The following is a 20,941-nucleotide window of genomic DNA, read 5'->3' as shown; positions in this document are numbered from 1 at the left end:
TAGTACATGTATGAAAGGGGATTGCGTGGATAACTCAAAGTCGAATCAATCCAAAAATGTAGAAGGAAATCCAAAGGATCATCAATTAGAGCCGTTTCGTGTCGAGAATGAGGGTACGAAAATGACAACGAATCAGGGACTAAGGGTGTCCAATGATGAGGATTCGTTAAAGGCAGGTGTTCGTGGTCCGACAATTATGGAAGATTTTCATCTTAGAGAAAAAATTACCCATTTTGATCATGAGCGTATTCCAGAGCGTGTTGTACATGCCAGAGGTTTTGCAGCACATGGCGAGTTTGAATTATATGAATCCATGTCCGAATATACGAAGGCAAATTTTTTGCAGGATCCGAAAAAGAAGACACCTGTGTTTGTCAGATTTTCGACAGTGGTAGGAAGTTTAGGTTCAATGGACACAGCTCGTGATGTACGTGGGTTCGCAACAAAATTTTATACGGATGAGGGGAATTATGATTTAGTTGGTAATAATATCCCTGTCTTTTTTATTCAGGATGCCATTAAGTTTCCCGATTTAATTCATGCCGTAAAGCCTGAGCCTCATAATGAAATGCCACAAGCAGCCTCCGCACACGATACTTTTTGGGATTTTGTAGCCAGTAATCAGGAAATTGCACATATGGTAATGTGGGTAATGTCTGACCGTGCCATTCCGCGAAGCTTTCGTATGATGGAAGGTTTCGGTGTGCATACATTCCGTTTCGTCAATGACAAGGGAAGGTCGAGATTTGTGAAATTCCATTGGAAGCCTGTGCTAGGAGTGCATTCTCTTGTTTGGGATGAAGCCCAGATAATTGCAGGGAAGGATCCAGATTTTCAACGAAGAGATTTATGGGAAGCCATCGAAATTGGAGATTATCCAGAGTTTGAGTTAGGCATACAGATACTAGAACCTGAGGATGAATTTAAATTTGATTTTGATATTTTAGATGCGACAAAGCTTTGGCCAGAGGAACTAGTACCTGTGAAGAAAATTGGAAAGATGACCTTAAATCGCAATGTGGATAATGTCTTTGCTGAAACAGAGCAAGTAGCCTTTCATCCAGGTAATGTTGTGCCTGGCATAGATTTTACCAATGATCCTTTGCTACAAGGTCGATTGTTTTCCTATTTAGATACACAATTGATTCGATTAGGTGGACCAAATTTTGCAGAAATCCCTATTAATCGTCCGATTTGCCCAGTGCATAACAATCAACGTAATGGCTTTAGTCGACAGACCATTAATTTAGGCAGGGTAAGCTATCATAAAAATTCATTAGCAAATAATACACCAGCCACCTCTACTGCAAGAGAAGGAGGATATGTTCATTATGAAGAAAAGGTTGAGGGAAGAATCACGAGAGCGCGTAGTAAATCCTTTGACGATCACTTTTCACAAGCAAGGCTATTTTGGAACAGCATGTCTCCACCTGAAAAACAACACATTATTGATGCCTTTAGCTTCGAAGTAGGAAAAGTGAAAAGTAAATCTGTTCGTCAGCAAGTAGTGGATATGTTTGTTCATGTGGATAAAGTAATGGCTACCACAGTGGCAGACAACGTTGGTGTTAATCGACCTAATGGCGAGCAGTCTAAGGTAACGGCCTCTTCACCTGCACTGAGCCAAGCAAATACCGTTAAATTGCCCTATACGCTGAAAGTAGGCGTCTTAATTGGTGATGGTTTTGATGCAAATGAGGTCGGGGAAGTATTGAAATATTTAACAAGACAAGGTGTGCGCTATAGCATAATCTCTGATCGACTAGGTGTGGTAATAGGGAATAATGGTGTGCAATTAACGGCTACTGACACATTTATCACAACCGATGCTGTATTATTTGACTCGTTATATGTTGTTGGAGTAAAGGCAAGTAATCAGGCGAAGTTCAATACTTATATCGTCAATTATATAAATGAAGCATATCGTCACTTTAAGCCTATAGGATTTGCTGCAACTGGCACAACCTTTTTCAATATGTCGAATGCCAATGTAGGGCCAGGAATCATTTTAGCTACAGGTAATAAAGATTTTCCGAAAAAATTTGTAGCTGCCATTGCCCAGCAACGATTTTGGCAACGAAATATTTATTAAATAGTTCAAAGAGCGTCGAATACTCACGAAAGAGAAACGAATGCTCATAAACTAAACAAATAAGTCAAAGGCCTTTCATTGTAATGAAAGGCTTTTACTATGTCTGTCATTGCATTCAAAATTTGCAAATGATATGGTGATACATGAGGTGAAAATTATGGAAAATTTTGATATTGCTATTATTGGGGCGGGACCTGGTGGCTATGTGGCTGCCATACATGCAGCCAAGAATGGTAAAAAAGTAGCGCTAATCGAACGAGATAAATTGGGAGGAGCCTGCTATAACGTTGGCTGCATTCCATCAAAGATTTTATTGGAACATAGTAAACTTGTGCAGGCAATAAAAAGAGGGAATAGCTGGGGAATAGAAGTACCTAAAGTGGAAATTAATTTTCCTCGACTAATGCAACGGAAAGATACAATAATTCATGAACTACTAACAAACATTGAGCATTATATTATCAACAATCATATAACTTTATATCGTGGTGAAGCTTCAGTCGTAAACGACTTAACGATAACTATCGGGAATGAGACGATAATGGCATCCGATATAATTTTAGCGACAGGTAGTAAACCCTTTGTGCCACGATTCGAAGGATTAGAGACAACTACCTACTATACGACGGACACATTTTTTAATATAGACAAGCTTCCAGCCCAGCTAACGATCATTGGCGGGGGCGTAATTGCCATTGAAATGGCGTTTAGTTTAGCACCCCTCGGTACAAAGGTAACAGTGCTTAATCATAGCGAGGATATTTTACAAACGGAAGAGGCGGAAGCAAGACCGCTGATTCGAGAAAAGTTGAAGAAACTTGGTATTGAACTTGTGACAGATTTTCAATTTGAAAAATTTGAAGGTAATATCATTCATACATCTATAGGATCTTATACATATGAAAACCTATTATTTGCAACTGGACGTCGTCCCAATATAGAAATTGCTGAGCAATTAGGATTAACTTTAGATGGTCGATTAATCGCTGTCAATGAGCATTTTGAAACAAGCCTGCCGAATATTTATGCGATTGGTGACTTAGTGGGTGGTTATCAACTTGCACATTCTGCCAGTGCTGAGGGTATTTACGTTGTGGATTATATTGTAGGAAATCAACCAATACCAATTGATCAAACAAGCATTCCACGTTGTGTTTATACAAGCCCTGAAATAGCTACATTTGGTTTACTAGAAGAGCAAGTCAAAGCGCCGTACATTGTAACGAAAATGCCTCTACAAACAAATCCAAAGTCATTAATGGAGGGGAATACCGAAGGCTTTGTGAAGCTAATTTCATCTAAGGATAATGGGCAAATTTTAGGGGCTTGTGTAGTAGCTGATGGCGCAACAGAAATACTTAATTCGCTATTAGCAACAAAAAATGCTGGTGGTACAGCTCGATCACTTGCACATATGATTTTTCCACATCCTACTGTATCGGAGCATATTGGAGATGTAGCTAAAGCTGTGTTTGGGAAAGCAATACACCAATAAAAAGCTGTTGACATTCTAGAAATTTATGTTAAATTAATTTTATAAGAATACTAGGTATTTAAGTTAACTAGACATCTAGAGGCTTCTATTTTACAAAACGATTGTTCATCGATTTGTAGAATAGGGGCCTTTTTTATAACATTGATAAAAGGAGTGGGCATGATGACAAAAGCAGTCATTATTAACGGAAGTAATTCGAAAAATTCTCGAGTTACCGCCATTCATGAAAAGGTGGAGAATCATTTCATTGCACAAGGAGTAGAGGTTCACTCAAATTATATACATGGGCTCCCAGCTACAGATTTATTAACAGCAAATTTTTCTAGTAAGGAAATACAGTCTGAAAATGAGCATGTTAAGGAAGCAGATTTTATTGTCATCCTTACACCAATTTATAAAGCTTCCTATACAGGTATTTTGAAGACTTACTTGGATCTACTACCGCAAAAAGCCTTGTTCAAAAAGGCTATACTCCCCATTGCTGTAGGCGGTTCGATCAGTCATTTGTTAGCGTTAGAATATGCATTAAAGCCAGTGTTAGCTGTACTAGGAGCCACATCCATTACCAATTCTGTTTACATTGTGGATAAACAAGTTATTCGTTTGGAAGAGGGTGGCTTTGCGATAGAAGAAGAGGCCATCAGTAGACTTGAAGCACAATTAGATCAGTTACAGCAAGTATTCATTGTTAATTAAAATAAATAAAAACGCATTATAGGGGCATCCTATAATGCGTTATTTTTTAATTTCCTTCTGGATTTTCTTCATTCTCCACAGGTATTGTAGAGAGATATAAGAAAGCCTCATCTTGCAATAGCAATATTTTTTCTTCACAAATTCCATGCGATAATGGTCCAGAAAAAATGGACTCCCACCATGTTCCTGTTGTTGTTGTCATTCATCTACGCCCCCGTTTCGGTTTTAATATGTAGTTGTATATTTCCCGAGATGAAAAAACTAAAACATTTCATTTTCACATATTGCTATTTCACCCCCTCGATGTAGAAAGAGGATTTTTGCCTCTCGATGTTGTATCGTATAGACAAAGATAGTTTGTTTCAAAATGAAAAAACTATGTATGCCATTTTAAAAAAGGGGTGCTTTATTGATGAATTTTACGTCACAAGATGTGGAAAATATGATTACAGAGCAACGTCAATTTTATTTTTCCCGTGCTACAAAAAGTGTGAAATTTAGAAAAGAGCAATTAAAGAACTTAAAAACTTCAATTTTGAAATATGAGAAGGAAATATTGAATGCACTTTACTTAGACCTTCGTAAAAGTGAATTTGAGGCGTATGCAACAGAAATTGGCATTGTATTAGATAGTATTTCATATATGGTAAAACATGTAGAGGAATGGATGGAACCGGAAGCAGTCAAAACACCGATACAATATCAAATGGGCAAGAGCTTTATTGTTCGTGAGCCCTATGGCGTAACATTAATTATCGGGCCATTTAATTATCCATTCCAACTTGTAATGGAGCCACTAATTGGTGCCATAGTTGGAGGAAACACTGCAATTGTCAAACCATCAGAAACCTCTGTACACACAGCAGCCATTGTGAAAAAGATCATTGAGGAAACGTTCCCGTCTTCATATGTACGTGTTGTGGAAGGTGAAAAGGAAGAGGTTACGGCTCTTATTCATGCTTCCTTCGATTATATCTTTTTTACAGGTAGTGTGGCCGTTGGTAAAGTAGTAGCAAAAGCTGCTGCAGAACGTTTGACACCAGTTGCTTTAGAGCTTGGTGGCAAAAGTCCAGCAATTGTCGATCAAACAGCAAATCTAGAGGTAGCGGCAAAGCGGATTGTATGGGGTAAATTTACTAATACTGGACAGACATGTGTGGCCCCTGATTATCTGCTTGTACACAAGGACGTTTATGATCGTTTTATGAAAATATTAAAAGAAACAATCCGTTCGTTTTATGGCAAAAACCCTTTAAAAAGCCCTGATTATGGGCGTATCGTCAATTTAAAGCAATTTGATCGTTTACAGCAAATAATTGTGGAAGAACGTGATGCCATTACATATGGTGGACGAATAGATCGGGATGATTTATATATTGAACCTACAATCGTTGAATATGTAAAGTGGACAAGTCCATCAATGCAGGAAGAACTATTTGGTCCTATCTTACCTGTTATGATGTATAATGATTTGCCACTTGCCATTCATCAAATCAGACAATTACCGAAGCCTTTAGCGGCATACTTCTTCTCAGAACATGAAAAAGCTATGCAATACTTTTTGGAAGAATTACCGTTTGGTGGGGGGTGTATTAACGACACCATCACACATGTTGGAAATTTACATTTACCATTTGGTGGTGTAGGTCCATCAGGTGTGAAAGCATACCATGGCAAAGCGAGCTTTGAAAACTTTACTCACCCGAAATCTATCTTGAAGAAATCTTCCAAGCTGGAGACAAATGTGTTATTCCCGCCATATAAACAGAAAGTGAAAATTGTGCGCTCAATTATGAAATAGCTTAACAATGGAGGTATCTTCTGATGCCTCCATTGTCACTATAAGCTTAAGGTGCATAGACAATTGTTCTCTAGATAACTCTTTCTCGTTATGTCGAAAAATGCCGATTGGTGATTATAAATGAAAATTTGAAGAAAACATGATTTTTTCTTCAAATGAAAGCGTTTTCGTTGAAAAAACACAAGAGAGGCATTTTATTTATCATGAAATAAGTAGTAAAATAAGTTCAATAGAACGTGGGGGATTTCACATTGTCGTTTTTTGTCGATTATTAAGAATGATGACATGAGTGTAGAGATTGATTGGAGGACTATGAAATGTATGCAGAGGAATTGTTAAGCGCATTACCTTTGAAAAAAATAATTGGCGTGCTGCCAGATCAGGTTAGCGATATCGTAATAGATTCAAGAAGTGTGCAACCAAATAGCATGTTTGTTTGTATCAAAGGTTATACAGTAGATGGGCATGATTATGCGCAAAAGGCTGTAGATGGTGGCGCAACAATTGTTGTGACGGAACGAGAATTACCGCTAGGAGAGAAGATTGCACAAGTGATTGTGAAAGATACAGATCGTGCAGTAGGTTTACTAGCTGCAAAGTTCTTTGATTATCCTTCTAAGGACATAACGATGATTGGTGTAACAGGAACGAATGGTAAAACATCTGTAACAGGAATTATTCAAAATATAATGCATGGTATGGGCGAGAAATCGGCTTTATCCGGTACAATTGGCTTTAATTTAAATGGAATTTTATATGAATCAGCTAATACAACGAGTGATGCGTTATCGACACAACAAATGATTTTCCGTGCAAAAATGGAAGGCTGTCGATTAATGACAATGGAGGTTTCATCACATGGGTTAGCACTTGGACGTTTAGCAGGTGTTGATTATGATATCGCTATTTTTACGAATCTAACGCACGATCATCTTGATTTCCATGGTACGATGGAGGAATATGGCCATGCAAAAGGCTTATTATTTTCCCAACTTGGACAAGATTTAGAAAAAAATAAATTTGTTGTGTTGAATGCTGACGATGCTTGGTCAGAGAGATATGCTGCAATGACACCATTTCCAGTGTGGACATATGGTTTAAAAAATGAAAATGCTGATTTCCGCGCCATTAACTGTGAGTATCACGACTATATGACATCATTTGACGTGGAAATGCCTGAAGGAATTTTTCGTGTAAAAATGAATTTGCTTGGGGAATTTAATATTTATAATGTATTGGCAGCCATGATTGCATTTTATGGTAGGGGCTATTCAATGGAGTCCATTATTGAACAAATTGAGCAACTACCGCCAGTCAAGGGTCGTATGGAGAAAGTATGTTCAGATCTACCTGTGCAAATTTTTATTGATTATGCCCATACTCCAGATGCAATTGAAAAGGCGATTGAAGCAGCGCAACCTTATAAAAAAGGCAAGCTGATTTTCTTAGTTGGAACAGGTGGCAATCGTGATAAATCGAAGCGTCCTGCCATGGCTGAGAAAGCGTCTGCTGCGGAATATGTCATTTTAACGACAGATGATCCTCGCTATGAAGACTATGATAGTATTACAGGCGATCTTGCTAAAGGAATGCTTCATGATAATTATGCTTGTATTGGAGATCGTGCAGAGGCAGTGCGCCATGCGATTGAAATTGCTGAGCCAGGTGACATGATTATTTTTGCTGGTAAAGGTCATGAGGATTACCAAATTATCGAAAATACCAAATTTCCACATAGTGATGCAGAAATTGCGATAGAAGCAGGCCGATTAAAATTCGTGTGATGAAAGCTAAACTCTTAGGAAACCCTTTTAGTTGTAACTAAAGGGTTTTCTTTTTTGAGATTTCATGTAAAAAGGTTGTACGAAAGGCAAGTCTTCTTTTATTATTATTAAGTATGAAAAAAGGAGAATGACGAGATGAATTCAAATTTAGAAAAAGATATACTATCGCGTCGTACTTTTGCCATTATCAGTCACCCTGATGCTGGGAAAACGACGATTACAGAAAAGCTTTTACTTTTTGGTGGTGCCATTCGTGATGCAGGTACAGTAAAAGGGAAAAAAACAGGTAAATATGCAACATCGGACTGGATGGAGATCGAAAAACAACGTGGGATTTCGGTTACTTCATCTGTCATGCAATTCGATTATAATGGCTCTCGTGTGAATATTTTGGATACCCCTGGTCACCAAGATTTCTCAGAAGACACATATCGTACATTGATGGCTGTAGATAGTGCTGTCATGGTAGTGGATGCTGCGAAAGGGATCGAGGCACAGACTTTAAAGCTATTTAAGGTTTGTAAGATGCGAGGTATTCCTATTTTTACATTTATTAATAAGTTAGACCGTCAAGGGAAAGAGCCGCTTGAATTGATTGAAGAGCTTGAAGAGGTATTAGGTATCAATGCATATCCTATGAACTGGCCAATCGGTATGGGTAAAGAGTTCCTTGGTATTTATGATCGTTACAATAAACGCATTGAGCAATTCCGTACAGATGAAGCGGAGCGTTTCTTACCAATAGACGACAATGGGGAGCTTGCTGTAGAGCATCCAATGAAGGTGACTTCTTATTATTCACAAGCAATGGACGATATTTTACTTTTAGATGAAGCGGGGAATGCCTATTCTGAGGAAAAAATACGTCGTGGGGAATTAACACCTGTATTCTTTGGTTCAGCATTAACGAACTTTGGTGTTCAAACTTTCCTTGAAACTTATCTACAATTCGCACCGACGCCGCAGCCAAGAATTACTGAAGATGAACAGTTTATTGATCCTGTGGAGCATGATGAGTTTTCAGGTTTTATTTTCAAAATTCAGGCCAATATGAATCCAGCACACCGTGATCGTATTGCCTTTGTACGTATTGTTTCTGGAAAATTTGAACGTGGGATGAATATGACGTTATCTCGTACAGGAAAGTCATTTAAAGTCACACAATCTACACAGTTCCTTGCAGACGATCGTGAGACAGTAGATGAAGCAGTTGCTGGCGATATTATTGGTTTGTACGATACAGGAACATACCAAATTGGCGACACTGTTGTAGGTGGCAAGAAAACATTCCAATTTGAAAAATTACCACAGTTTACACCAGAATTATTCGTCCGCGTAACGGCAAAGAACGTTATGAAATCAAAGCAATTCCATAAAGGGATTTTACAATTAGTGCAAGAGGGTGCTATTCAATACTATAAAACGCTGCATACAGAGGAAGTTATACTTGGAGCAGTTGGTCAACTACAATTTGAAGTATTTGAACATCGTATGAAAAATGAATACAATGTGGAAGTAAAAATGGAGCCTATTGGTTCGAAAATCGCGCGCTGGATTGAAAATGAAGAGGATGTCAAAGAATCAATGTCATCAGGTCGATCAATGCTTGTAAAAGACCGTTTTGACAATCTTGTTTTTCTATTTGAAAATGAGTTCGCTATGCGTTGGTTTGCAGATAAAAACGAAAACATCCAACTTTATAGCCTTCTATAATCATAAAACACGAATCGACAATTTTGCGATTCGTGTTTTTTTGCAAGGAAAAATGACACTGTTTGTAGAATATATACATTATTAGGAAATATAAGTTTCCTTAGAGGTAGTATCTCAATAACGGGAGCTTAATTATAAAATAATCTCCTTTTCGGCTATGATAGAAAGGAAGAGGTAGAAAAGGAGTTTGTTTAGATGAATATTAGTCATTTTTCCATTAAAAGACCTGTCTTTACGATTGTTACTATGCTTTTAGTCATCATACTAGGCGGTGTATCTTTATTAAAAATACCGATTACGTTAATTCCAGAGTTAAATCCTCCTATTGGAGTGGTTGTCACCTCTTATCCTGGGGCAAGCCCGACAGAGGTAAATGAAAAGATAACGAAGCCATTAGAGGCTACACTTGCTACCTTACCTGGTATCAAAAAAATCCAGTCAACCTCACAGGAAGGCTCCAATTTAATTGTGCTTGAGTTCAACTGGTCCGCAAATATGGATGTTGTACAACTTGATATTTTACAGCGAATTGATATGACCCCATTGCCTAATGATGCTGGCAAGCCGAGTTTCCTAAAATTTGATCCTTCTCAATTTCCCATTATTCAGCTATCTTTGCGTGCAGAAAATAATCAAGTAGATGTACGTGTATTAGCAGAGCACTTAGAGAAAGAGCTACTACGGACAGAGGGTGTAGCTAGTGTGAATGTTTCTGGCAAATTGATTGAAGAAATCCAAATAACATTGGATGAAGCAAAGCTAGTTGAAAAAGGCTTGACACAGACAGATGTGATGCAAATAGTTCAAGCGAATAATGTGTCTCTTCCTGGTGAGCCTGTTTCAACAGATGATGGAAAATTGCTAACAACACGTATAGTTAGCACATTATCTTCTCCGGAAAGCATTGCCGACTTAATTGTTTCGGTGGACCCTTTAACAGGCAAATCATTAACCATTGGTGATCTTGCAACCGTTGAGAGGACAGAACAACAATCTATTACCACAACACGTGCAAATGAGCATCCAGCAGTTCTTATGTCTGTATTACAGGAATCTGGTGCAAATACAGCGGATGTTTCTAAAAATTTCCAAAAATCCTTAGAGGCATTACTAAAGAAAGAACAGTATAAAGGAATCACAGCAGATATTTTAGTTGATCAAGGAAATTATGTGGATTTAGCGATTAGTAATATTGGATCTTCCTTACTCTTAGGTGGATTATTTGCGATGTTCATCCTATTTGTTTTTTTACGTAGCGTAAAGAGTCCGATCATCATTGGTATTGCGATTCCTTATTCCGTTATTGTCACATTTGTTTTGATGTTTTTTGCGAATTTTTCCCTCAATATTATGACATTAGGTGCTCTGGCACTTGGGATTGGTATGCTTGTGGATAATGCCATAGTCGTTATTGAGAATATAGAAAGACATCTAGGACTAGAAAAGGACCCGATTACTGCAGCAAAGGAAGGCACAAAGGAAATAGCCCTTGCCATTACAGCTTCCACTTTAACCACAATAGCAGTATTCATCCCTGTTATGTTCATCGAAGGATTGATTGGTCAAATTTTTAAAGAGTTTGCCTTAACAATCTCGTTCAGCTTAATTGCCTCTTTAGTAGTAGCGCTTACAGTCGTTCCGATGCTAGCAAGTCGACTTTTAAAAATGAAAAACAGTAATTTTTATGTACAACGCAGTAAGTCCCGATTTTATAGGCATTACAAGGTGTCTATTGTATGGGTACTAAAGCATCGAATGCTTATACTACTTTTTACAGTTGTTTGCTTTAGTCTTTCTTTGTTTGGACTGACTAGAATAGGTACTGAATTTTTACCGCCTACAGATGAGGGGTTCACCTCTATAAGTGTCAATCTCGAAAACGGTGTCGCTGTCTCAGAAACGGAAAAGATTGTTAAGCAAATTGAGGAACGTTTAAAACAGGAAAAGGATGTAGATGTGTATGTTAGTTTAATTGGCGGTACACAACAATCCCAAGCACGTGGACAAACTAACGCCAATCAAGCTGAGATGTATGTAAAACTTGTCCCATTAGCAGAAAGGCAACGTTCCATTTTCGAATTTGTGGAAGAACTAGAACAAGATATACAGGAAGAGCTTGGAGAGCAAGCTGAAATTACTTTTAATGTATCGACAGCTACAGGTTCGTCACCACACACCTTAACTTTCCGTTTAACAGACTCTGATGAAAAGAGGCTACAGCAAACTGTTAAGAAAGTGAAGCAAGAACTACTAGCGATTCAGCAAGTGACAAATGTCTCTACGGATTTAGATATTACTGTTCAAGAGATTCAAATTGAGGTTAATCGTGAAAAAGCAAAAGACTATGGTCTTGCTCCAGCACAAATCGCTCAAACTGTAAATCAAATGACAAAAGGTCAATTAACGTCCCAATTAACTACTGATGACAGCGCAGTATTACCCGTTTATACAGGCTTTGGGCAGTCATTTAATACGAGTATAGATGCTTTAAAAGCCATGCAGCTACGTTCGCCAGCAGGATTATTTGTAAAATTAGAGGAAGTGGCTACTGTTTCTATGCAAAAGGGGCCGGTATCCATTCGTCGTTCTGATCAAGCAGCAGCAGTTGCCTTTTTTGTAGATTATGAAACAAAGGAATCGCTGGGAGGAATCTCAGCAAAAGTAGATAAAGCCTTAGAACAAGTTAATTTACCATCTACTACTCAAGTTGTGTTCAGTGGGGACAGAGAGCTCTATGATAGTGCAATCGATGATATGTTACTAGCTGTGATGCTAGCAATCGTGCTTGTATATATTGTGATGGCAGCTCAATTTGAGTCATTTAAATATCCATTTGTGATCATGTTTACCGTCCCATTAATGATTATTGGTGTTGCGATAGCTATGTTCCTAACAAATACTTTAATTGGTGTAACCTCAGTTATCGGTATCTTAGTGCTAGTAGGAATAGTCGTAAATAACGGTATTGTGCTGGTTGATTATATTAATCAGCAAAAAGCAATATGCATGCCAGCTTATGAGGCAATTTTACTTGCTACCCAAGATCGGCTACGTCCAATTTTAATGACAGCCTTAACAACTATTTTAGGGCTATTACCACTCGCACTGGGCATTGGAGAAGGGACCGAGATGAATCAGCCAATGGGGATTGCTGTTATCGGAGGGCTTGTGACCTCAACTTTACTGACGCTGTATATTGTACCGATCATTTACAGTTTAATGGATAAAGAAACAAGAAAGATGCATTAGGTTCAAGGGGGAATGGGAGATGAAGGTTCATTTTTTTACAGGTTTTCCTGGTTTCATTTCAAGTCAACTAATCCGAGCATTATTTCAAAAGAAACAAGCACAACAAGTAATTGCAATCGTATTGGCAGGTGAAACCATAAAGGCACATAAAGAAAAAAACAAAATATTAGAGGATTTTCCTGACTGTTCGATTCGAATTGTGGAAGGCGATATTACACTACCAAACCTTGGATTAGAAAATCAAACCACCAAAGAAATCGTACCGCAAATTGAAATGCTTTGGCATTTAGCTGCTATCTATGATTTAGCTGTACCACGTGACATTGCTTGGAAGGTAAATGTTCATGGTACAACTATGGTTAATGATTTTGTTCGCACCTTACCTAATTTACAGCGCTATATGTATTTCAGCACTGCCTATGTGGCTGGTACACGTGAGGGCGTACTGCGTGAAAATGAATTAATTCGACCAAGGGCATTTAAAAACCACTATGAGGAAACAAAATATGAGGCTGAGCACCGAGTAGAAGATTTAAAATCGGAAATACCGTTGACAATAATTAGACCTGGAATTGTTCGAGGTCATTCCCAAACTGGTGAAACCATTAAATTTGATGGTCCTTATTTCTTTTTAAACTTAGTTGAACGTTTAAAGGGTTTACCTTTTATTCCGTATATTGGTCAAACTACATCGACGATTAATGTAGTGCCAGTTGATTATATTATAAATGCTTCTACTTTTCTGGTTAATGAACAGAGTGCAGAAGGGAAGACACTTCATTTAACTGATCCTAATCCTCACCCTGTACAGGAGGTATACCGTACAATGGTGAAACTAGTTACAAATTCTTATCCAAAAGGACGTTTACCATTTATATTGGCTAAGCTATCATTGCAAATTCCATTTATTCGAAAAAAATTAGGTGTTGAACAAGAAACATTAGATTATTTAACATGGAATGCCTCATTTGATACGACTGAAGCACATCATATCTTACAAAAAGGGGGTATTACATGCCCTGATTTTATACAGACGATGCCAAAAATGATTGAGTTTTATTTAGCACATAAGGAAGAGAAGAGCTATCAAATTCAGATTAAGTAACGAAAAAACATATAGATATTTTTGTCAGCTGTAAATGATAGTGCTATAATATTTGAAAGAAGATACCTTCGACAATTTGTCAAAGGGGAGTAGCTAACAGGCAATTAACTTTACCTGGTTTCACATTCGTCAATACATGGTACAACCATCGGGTGTGATAGTGAATGGCTCTATACGTATAACGTGTAGATTGAAGTACCATAAATAGAAAGGGTACGAATTTACTTAGCGAGACCTTTGCCTGAATTAGGGCAGGGGTTTTTTTCTTTTATACTTGGATGACAGGGTCATTGAGGGTATAGAGAGCTTAGAGGAGGCACTAGAATGGAAGCGATTTTATTACAATATGGCTGGGTGTTAATTGTCCTTGTTGTATTAGAAGGATTACTTGCAGCTGATAACGCGGTAGTAATGGCTGTTATGGTGAAGCATTTACCACAAGAGCAGCAAAAAAAGGCGTTATTTTATGGACTATTTGGAGCATTGATATTCCGATTTTCCGCATTATTCGTTATTACAGTTTTAGTAAATTATTGGCAAATCCAAGCGGTCGGTGCAGCTTATCTATTGTTTATGTCTGCGAAAAATATATATGATTTACGGAAACATAAAGATGAAGAAGAAGCAACTGAAAATGCTGGAAAAAAAGGTTCTGGTTTCTGGTTAACAGTACTAAAGGTAGAGGCGGCCGATATAGCATTTGCTATTGATTCGATGCTAGCAGCCGTTGCAATTGCTGTAACTTTGCCACACTTAGGTGAATTTGATATTGGTGGTATCAATGGCGGTCAGTTCATTGTAATGCTCCTTGGCGGATTTATTGGTGTCATTATGATGCGGTTTGCTGCCCAATGGTTTGTAAAAATATTAAATGATTACCCTTCACTTGAAACAGCGGCATTTCTAATCGTTGGCTGGGTAGGTGTGAAGCTAGTTGTCTTAACATTGGCACATGAGAAGGTGGGGATATTGCCTAAAGAATTTCCACATTCCACGGCATGGGAGTTAACATTCTGGATTGTCCTAGTTGGTATTGCTTTTGTCGGCTATTTAGTCGGTGTAAGAAAGAAAAAATAAGTATATGAACGTTGGAGGAATAGTTATCACTATTCCTCTTTCTTTTTTTATATATTTTTTCTATACTATAATCTATCTAGTTGGACATCATATGTGGGAGGAGTTGTTAAAGTGCCTTGGAAAAAATCATCAAATAAACTAGTCACACCATTTCAGGTACTTGTTTCTTATTATTTTATAGCGATAGCGATTTCCTTCCTGTTATTACGGCTTCCAGGCGTTCATCAAGAAGGTGTAAAAGTCTCTTTTTTAGATAGCTTGTTTACAGCAGTAAGTGCAGTAAGTGTTACTGGGCTAACAACAATTAATATTTCGGAAACCTATACTACTTTTGGGCTTGTAATGATTCTTGTTATTTTACAGTTAGGTGCCATTGGTATTATGTCACTTGGTACCTTTGTGTGGCTGCTTGTTGGGAAAAAAATAGGCATGCGTGAGCGTCAGTTAATCATGATTGATCATAACCAGTACAGTGTCTCTGGTGTAGTTAAGTTAATCCGCGAAATTTTAAAAATTTTATTTGGCATTGAATTAACGGGTACCATTATTTTAACGCTACATTTTACCAATTATTTTGATACCTTAGAAGAAGCCTTTTTACATGGAATTTTTGCCTCTATTTCTGCTACGACAAATGGAGGATTCGATATAACGGGAATGAGCTTACTCCCATTCCATGATGATTATTTTGTACAGATGGTTACCATGGTACTGATTGTATTAGGTGCTATCGGATTTCCAGTATTAATTGAATTGAAGACTTTTTTGCTTAATCGACGCGAGAATTTCCGTTTTAGTTTATTTACTAAAATTACTACTTCAACATACGCCATTTTATTTATAGTTGGTGCGCTTGTCATTTTACTCCTTGAATCATTTCATTCTTTTAAGGAAATGTCTTGGCATGAGGCATTATTTTCAGCAATGTTCCATTCTGTATCAACGAGATCAGCTGGACTGACTACTTACGATGTCACGACTTTTAGTGAAGCTACAGATATTTTCATGAGCTTCCTAATGTTCATTGGCTCTTCCCCGAGCTCAGTTGGTGGAGGTATTCGTACCACAACTTTTGCCTTGGCCATTTTATTCTTAATTACCTTTGCTAGAGGAAGAGAGGATATTCAAGTATTTGGACGAGAAATTCATTTGATTGATGTCTTCCGATCATTTGTTGTAATATTATTAGCCTTTTTCATGGTATTAGTTGCAACCCTTATCTTGCTTATAACAGAGCCACATGCATCTCTTATTCAAATTATTTTTGAAATTACCTCAGCGTTCGGAACATGTGGTATGTCGTTAGGCATAACCTCTGATTTATCAGTGGTTGGTAAAATCATTATCATTATTTTAATGTTTATTGGTCGAGTTGGATTAATCTCATTCCTTTATACTCTTGGGGGTGGCGGAAGAGGAAAGAAATCAGGCTTCCATTATCCGAAGGAGCGAGTAATAATAGGGTAACACATAGAAAACGTTGATTTATAAGGGTTTGTAGAGGGGGATTTATTTGTTTGCCCCCTTTTTGCCCCTTTGTATTCAATTTTCAAGATAATCTTCGAATTTTTTGAGGGCATTTCTTTCATGTTCAGGAGTTACATGCAAATAAGTGTTTGCAGTTATATCTATATTTTTGTGACCTAGTCTTGTACTAACAGTTTTTATATCTACGCCAGATTCCAACATCATAACTGCGTGAGTATGTCTTAGTAAGTGTGTAGACTTTCTGGGAGGTAACTTTGCATATCTAAGTAAATTTTTCATCATATCTTGTGGTTTTGTTTGATAAAACATTTTTCCGTTATCATCAACAAATACAAAATCTGATTTTTGATAATTTGTTTTTGACAATTCATTTTCCTCTTGCCATGCTTTATATGCAAGTAACTCGTTAATCAATATATTGTCAATACCAATTGTTCTGTAGCTTGATTTTGATTTAGGAGGCCCCAAGCCAGTTCTAGTGCGTTGACGATCAACTGTAAGTGTTTTATTCTCAAAGTCGATATCTGACCAAAGTAAACCTAATAATTCTCCACTACGTAAACCAGTACGAAGTAAGGTAATAACCATAACACGCTTAAAAATATCTTCATTCTCAAGCACCGCTAATAACTGTTTTACTTCATTTTTGTTCAGAAATACCATTTTTTCTTCTTCTTCATCTTTGGAAATTTGAATACCTCTCAATAAATTCTTCTCTAATTCATCATGTTCTACTGCACTGTTCATTATAGACATCATTTCACCATGAATTCGATCAACAGTATTTTTTGCATAATTAAAGTGGAATAATAAATCGTTAATAAACAACTGATATTCAGCTCTTTTAATTTTATTCAATTTGTATCCTTTGAACTTATTGAGTAATTTCCTTTGTCCATTCATTGCCGAAATGTTGCTAGATTCTCTTCGGTGTTGGTTATGCATTTTATTGTGTATCTCTAACCAATCCTCAAACAGTATTTCGCCTTTCCGTAATTGTTCCACACCACCCTTTACTAATTTTTCTTCTATTAAAACAGCAGCAGCACGGGCTTCATTTTTAGTTCTAAAACCGCCTTTTGATATTTCTTTTTGTTTACCAGCATCATTATATTTAATTCGGTACTCCCAATGGTTGCCTCGTTTTCGGAAGTAAGCCATAATATCACCTCGAATAAGAATGTATGTTCTTTTTGTAGGTATTAAAATAGCCCCTTAAATTTTAGTTCCACTAGTTCTAATGGAATGTTATATAAGGCAGCTATATCATAAAGTGTCATTCGATCATATGAATCAAACAAATTTTCATCTGGGATTAATAGATAAGCAGCAAATGTATTTGCTTGTACTTCAACTTTATCAATAGAAAACAAGGTATTCGCCCTCATGAAAGGAGTGTTTAATTTTGTATGTAAAATTGCATGACCAAGTTCATGAGCGCAAACAATAAGTTGTTCTTCGAAACTAAGGTTACTATTAATAAAAATAAATCGATTACGTTTTTCGTACTGATAAAATCCTTTTATATCAGGAGGTAAATCCCAATAAATGATCTCTATATTTAAATACTTAGCTAATGTAAATGGATTTCTAGTATTATATTTCTCATATAAATACTCGATCTTCTTTTTTATCCATCCCATCCACAACCCCTCGAATCATATTATTCTTCATCATTTTCTCTATATTTCTTTGGTGTATATTTTTTGTTATTTTTCTTCGCAAGTCGTACTCCGAATTCCATCGCTTCCAGTAAAGATTCCTTAGCTTCTTCGCTCATTGGTTCACCTTCAAATAATAAACCAGTTGCAGTTGATAAATCTTCTCGTAGTTCAGCCATACGTTTAGCGATATCACGTTCATCTTTTTCTGTTAAAGGCGATGATTTTTTTGTTGTATTTACAGTCATTTCTCCCTCGCCAGTTAAAAGCCATTCGTAAGAAACTCCGTATAATTCTGTGAGGACAGTCAATGTACTCATGTCTGGTTCACTGACATTATTTTCATAACCACTAAGTGTTTTATTATTAATGTTAGTTCTTTCTTTTACTTGTGTTTGTCTTAAACCACTTTTTTGACGAGCTATTCTAAGACGGTCTCCTAAAGTGCTCATTATAACACCACCTTTTTTCTTTAAGTTTAAGAACATTTAATCACAATCTCAAAAATAAAGAATATTTTTCTTAAAAACTTAGAATTTTTATTGACTTCTTAGAAGTTAAGAATTATAGTTAATTTAACGAGTTCTTAGATATTAAGAAAAAGAGGTGATTCTAATGAAAGTACATGAAAGAATTCGTCGATATATAGAAACTAACGGATTGAAAATGAATTATGTTGCTAATAAATCTTCTATTGAATTGAAGAGGTTTTACCGTATTATTAATGGCGACTCAATCCTATCGGCGGATGAGTATGAGCAGATTTGTGTTGGTTTAAATTTAGAAACAGATTTTTTTAAACAAAAATTCTTAGTTTCTAAGAATAAAACTGCGTGATTATCCTCATATCGCTTGTATTTAATTCGAAAGGAAGTGCAACCATGGGTTGGAGCATGACCAAACCAAAACATAAAAAGAAAAAACAATGTCCATCTAATGATTTTAGAAACTTAAAAGGCCCAAAGAGAGAGCGTTTGATAGCTGAGAGGAAATCAAAAGGTCTTACACAAGCACAATTAGGAGAGCTTGTTGGTTGTTCAGCATCGATGATCAGTTCACTTGAATTAGGAAAAGTAAATCCAAGTGCTGAAATTTCAATACAACTTGAGGAAATTTTATCAAAATCGTTTTTTGAACTTTTTCCTGATTTATAAAAAAAGTACTTGACACATAAAATGAGATTTTTTCCAGTTGCCAAATACGTATAAATACATTCAAATTCCACTGATATAAAACTAGCCAGTAATTAAGACTTATAAGTACAAAGAAATACAATAGAAAAGGTAATTAAAGTAAAAAATGTAAAATAACCAATTTGTTTAAATAGAATTATCACAAAATAGGAGGTATTAATATGACTCAATTACAAGTTATTCATGAACAAGTTGTCTTATCTAAAGAATTCAAAGTGTATGGAACATCAGAGAACCCTTTATTTCTTGCTAAAGATGTTGCTGATTGGATTGAACATAGCGACACATCTAAAATGATTCGTTCCGTGGATGAGGATGAAAAGGTTAAGAATAATGTTCCTACCCTTGGTGGATTACAAGAATCCTGGTTTTTAACAGAAGATGGTTTATATGAAGTTTTAATGCAATCACGTAAACCTATCGCTAAACAATTTAAAAAACAGGTCAAAAACATCTTAAAGGAAATTCGCATCAATGGCGGTTACATTGCTACAAACAATGATGACGACGAAATGACAATTTTGGCAAAAGGTTTTTTAATAGCTCAAAAAACAGTCGAACGCCAAAAGCGTGAAAATGAAGCGTTGCATCATAAGATTGAACAAGATGCTCCATATACCAAATTCGGAAAAGTGGTAGCTATTTCAGATGGTGCCGTAAACGTTGGCACTTATGCAAAAATGCTCTACGAAAAGCATGGCATAAACCTAGGTCGTAACAAATTGATGGCTTGGTTACGAGAAAATGGTTATTTAATCAAGCAAAAAGGTGCTGAACGAAACCTACCAAAACAAAAATACATTGAAAACGGATGGTTCCGAGTAAGACCAGCAGTTGTTGCTAGAACTGAAGGTGACATGCAAACAGGAACGCCATTAATCACTGGTAAAGGTCAAGTAGCTCTTGCAAACATACTTTTAAATGAATACTCCGCAATGGAAGGGATTGGTGTTTAAATGACTATTAAAAAAATCACAATTGGTGATGCACAATTTCAATTTGAAGCTTCTATTGCAAATGACGGTGGTTTCATAATTTCTTTAACAGAATATAGAGAAGATAATCAACATGATGTAGTTGAAACTTACGTTGGTATCTCAGAAGCAAAACAAATGATTGATGTTTTACAAGAGGCAATCAAATTTTCAGAAAACCAACCACCAATAGTAAATGAAAAGCAATCAATTGATCACTCAGTATAAGTAAAGAAATAACACTGGAGGTGCTGGAATGATTCAAGTTCAATTCACAGATGAGCAACTCATTATCGATATGGCTCGTGACGAAATCAAAGCGAAATTGCAGTCAGTAGAATCAGAATTTGTCTTTTGGGATTTAAAAACACTATGCGAAAAAACGTGTATGTCACGGAGTTTTGTATTAGAAACATTCTTCTTCTTGCCAGACTTTCCCCGACATAAAGTCGGTACCAAATGGTTGATACCAGCAAAAGAAGCAAGTGAATTTTTACTCAAATGGTTGAAACAACAACCAAGATCATAGGAGAGGCCAGGGCAAATGGCCTCAAGATAAATCAAACTACCAATCTAGTAGAAATCTAAGAGGTAGGGGCAAATCTACCTCTTA

The 20,941-nt window shown here is 36.7% G+C and carries 19 protein-coding genes; 15 read left to right on the top strand and 4 right to left on the bottom strand.

What is annotated here, in order from left to right:
• Positions 1–10 precede the first annotated feature (10 nt).
• The 3 genes from RCJ95_RS11310 to ssuE all read left to right on the top strand — a co-directional run bounded on the left by RCJ95_RS11310 (position 11) and on the right by ssuE (position 4,283).
• Positions 11–2,092, top strand: coding sequence for a catalase (locus RCJ95_RS11310; RefSeq protein WP_051145739.1), 2,082 nt, complete (start codon positions 11–13; stop codon positions 2,090–2,092).
• Positions 2,093–2,249: 157 nt separating this feature from the next.
• Positions 2,250–3,587: a dihydrolipoyl dehydrogenase gene (lpdA, locus tag RCJ95_RS11305; RefSeq protein WP_257521214.1), complete on the top strand. Its 1,338-nt coding sequence runs from the start codon at positions 2,250–2,252 to the stop codon at positions 3,585–3,587.
• 162 nt (positions 3,588–3,749) lie between these two features.
• On the top strand, positions 3,750–4,283 hold the full coding sequence (gene ssuE / locus RCJ95_RS11300; protein ID WP_221679554.1) for an NADPH-dependent FMN reductase: 534 nt from the start codon (positions 3,750–3,752) through the stop codon (positions 4,281–4,283).
• Positions 4,284–4,329: 46 nt separating this feature from the next.
• Here ssuE and RCJ95_RS11295 read toward each other — a convergent pair whose 3' ends face one another.
• Positions 4,330–4,485, bottom strand: coding sequence for a hypothetical protein (locus RCJ95_RS11295; protein WP_004224556.1), 156 nt, complete (start codon positions 4,483–4,485; stop codon positions 4,330–4,332).
• A gap of 210 nt (positions 4,486–4,695) precedes the next feature.
• Between RCJ95_RS11295 and RCJ95_RS11290 the strand changes: the two genes are divergently transcribed.
• The 7 genes from RCJ95_RS11290 (at position 4,696) to RCJ95_RS11260 (ending at position 16,479) form a co-directional block, all read left to right on the top strand.
• Positions 4,696–6,084 carry an aldehyde dehydrogenase gene (locus RCJ95_RS11290; RefSeq protein ID WP_221679555.1) on the top strand — a complete coding sequence of 463 codons (1,389 nt, stop codon included), beginning with the start codon at positions 4,696–4,698 and terminating at the stop codon, positions 6,082–6,084.
• Between the two features lie 317 nt (positions 6,085–6,401).
• The gene (locus tag RCJ95_RS11285) at positions 6,402–7,868 is read left to right on the top strand and encodes a UDP-N-acetylmuramoyl-L-alanyl-D-glutamate--2,6-diaminopimelate ligase (protein WP_313150257.1); all 1,467 of its coding nucleotides are present in this window, start codon (positions 6,402–6,404) and stop codon (positions 7,866–7,868) included.
• Between the two features lie 135 nt (positions 7,869–8,003).
• The gene (locus RCJ95_RS11280) at positions 8,004–9,581 is read left to right on the top strand and encodes a peptide chain release factor 3 (protein ID WP_004224564.1); all 1,578 of its coding nucleotides are present in this window, start codon (positions 8,004–8,006) and stop codon (positions 9,579–9,581) included.
• Positions 9,582–9,776: 195 nt separating this feature from the next.
• Positions 9,777–12,830 carry an efflux RND transporter permease subunit gene (locus tag RCJ95_RS11275; protein ID WP_446722327.1) on the top strand — a complete coding sequence of 1,018 codons (3,054 nt, stop codon included), beginning with the start codon at positions 9,777–9,779 and terminating at the stop codon, positions 12,828–12,830.
• Positions 12,831–12,849: 19 nt separating this feature from the next.
• Positions 12,850–13,935 (top strand): SDR family oxidoreductase, encoded by a 1,086-nt coding sequence (locus RCJ95_RS11270; RefSeq protein ID WP_221679558.1) that lies wholly within the window; start codon positions 12,850–12,852, stop codon positions 13,933–13,935.
• Positions 13,936–14,259: 324 nt separating this feature from the next.
• Positions 14,260–15,012: a TerC family protein gene (locus RCJ95_RS11265; RefSeq protein ID WP_004224572.1), complete on the top strand. Its 753-nt coding sequence runs from the start codon at positions 14,260–14,262 to the stop codon at positions 15,010–15,012.
• 111 nt (positions 15,013–15,123) lie between these two features.
• Complete coding sequence (locus RCJ95_RS11260) at positions 15,124–16,479, top strand: TrkH family potassium uptake protein (protein ID WP_054549806.1); 1,356 nt, start codon at positions 15,124–15,126, stop codon at positions 16,477–16,479.
• 75 nt (positions 16,480–16,554) lie between these two features.
• Here RCJ95_RS11260 and RCJ95_RS11255 read toward each other — a convergent pair whose 3' ends face one another.
• Genes RCJ95_RS11255 through RCJ95_RS11245 form a run of 3 tightly spaced genes read right to left on the bottom strand, consistent with a single transcriptional unit; the run spans position 16,555 to position 18,613 of the window.
• On the bottom strand, positions 16,555–17,661 hold the full coding sequence (locus tag RCJ95_RS11255) for a tyrosine-type recombinase/integrase (protein ID WP_446722326.1): 1,107 nt from the start codon (positions 17,659–17,661) through the stop codon (positions 16,555–16,557).
• A gap of 41 nt (positions 17,662–17,702) precedes the next feature.
• Entirely contained in the window at positions 17,703–18,143 is a 441-nt protein-coding gene (locus RCJ95_RS11250) for an ImmA/IrrE family metallo-endopeptidase (RefSeq protein ID WP_446722325.1), read from the bottom strand.
• 20 nt (positions 18,144–18,163) lie between these two features.
• Positions 18,164–18,613, bottom strand: coding sequence for a helix-turn-helix domain-containing protein (locus tag RCJ95_RS11245; protein ID WP_312130854.1), 450 nt, complete (start codon positions 18,611–18,613; stop codon positions 18,164–18,166).
• Positions 18,614–18,776: 163 nt separating this feature from the next.
• On the opposite strand from RCJ95_RS11245, the gene RCJ95_RS11240 reads away from it, so the two are divergent.
• From RCJ95_RS11240 to RCJ95_RS11220, 5 genes are all read left to right on the top strand, one after another.
• Positions 18,777–18,998 carry a helix-turn-helix domain-containing protein gene (locus RCJ95_RS11240; RefSeq protein ID WP_446722324.1) on the top strand — a complete coding sequence of 74 codons (222 nt, stop codon included), beginning with the start codon at positions 18,777–18,779 and terminating at the stop codon, positions 18,996–18,998.
• A gap of 56 nt (positions 18,999–19,054) precedes the next feature.
• A complete protein-coding gene (locus RCJ95_RS11235; protein ID WP_312130849.1) occupies positions 19,055–19,315 on the top strand; it encodes a helix-turn-helix transcriptional regulator in 261 nt (86 codons plus the stop codon).
• A 200-nt stretch (positions 19,316–19,515) separates the two neighbouring features.
• On the top strand, positions 19,516–20,310 hold the full coding sequence (locus tag RCJ95_RS11230) for a phage antirepressor (RefSeq protein WP_446722323.1): 795 nt from the start codon (positions 19,516–19,518) through the stop codon (positions 20,308–20,310).
• Positions 20,311–20,556: a hypothetical protein gene (locus tag RCJ95_RS11225; RefSeq protein ID WP_446722322.1), complete on the top strand. Its 246-nt coding sequence runs from the start codon at positions 20,311–20,313 to the stop codon at positions 20,554–20,556.
• Between the two features lie 28 nt (positions 20,557–20,584).
• Positions 20,585–20,857, top strand: a complete 273-nt coding sequence (locus RCJ95_RS11220) for a group-specific protein (RefSeq protein ID WP_446722321.1) — start codon at positions 20,585–20,587, stop codon at positions 20,855–20,857.
• The last annotated feature ends 84 nt before the right edge of the window (positions 20,858–20,941 follow it).

It is taken from the genome of Lysinibacillus sp. BSL11, assembly GCF_052928325.1.
This window is presented reverse-complemented; position numbering and strand designations above follow the sequence as displayed.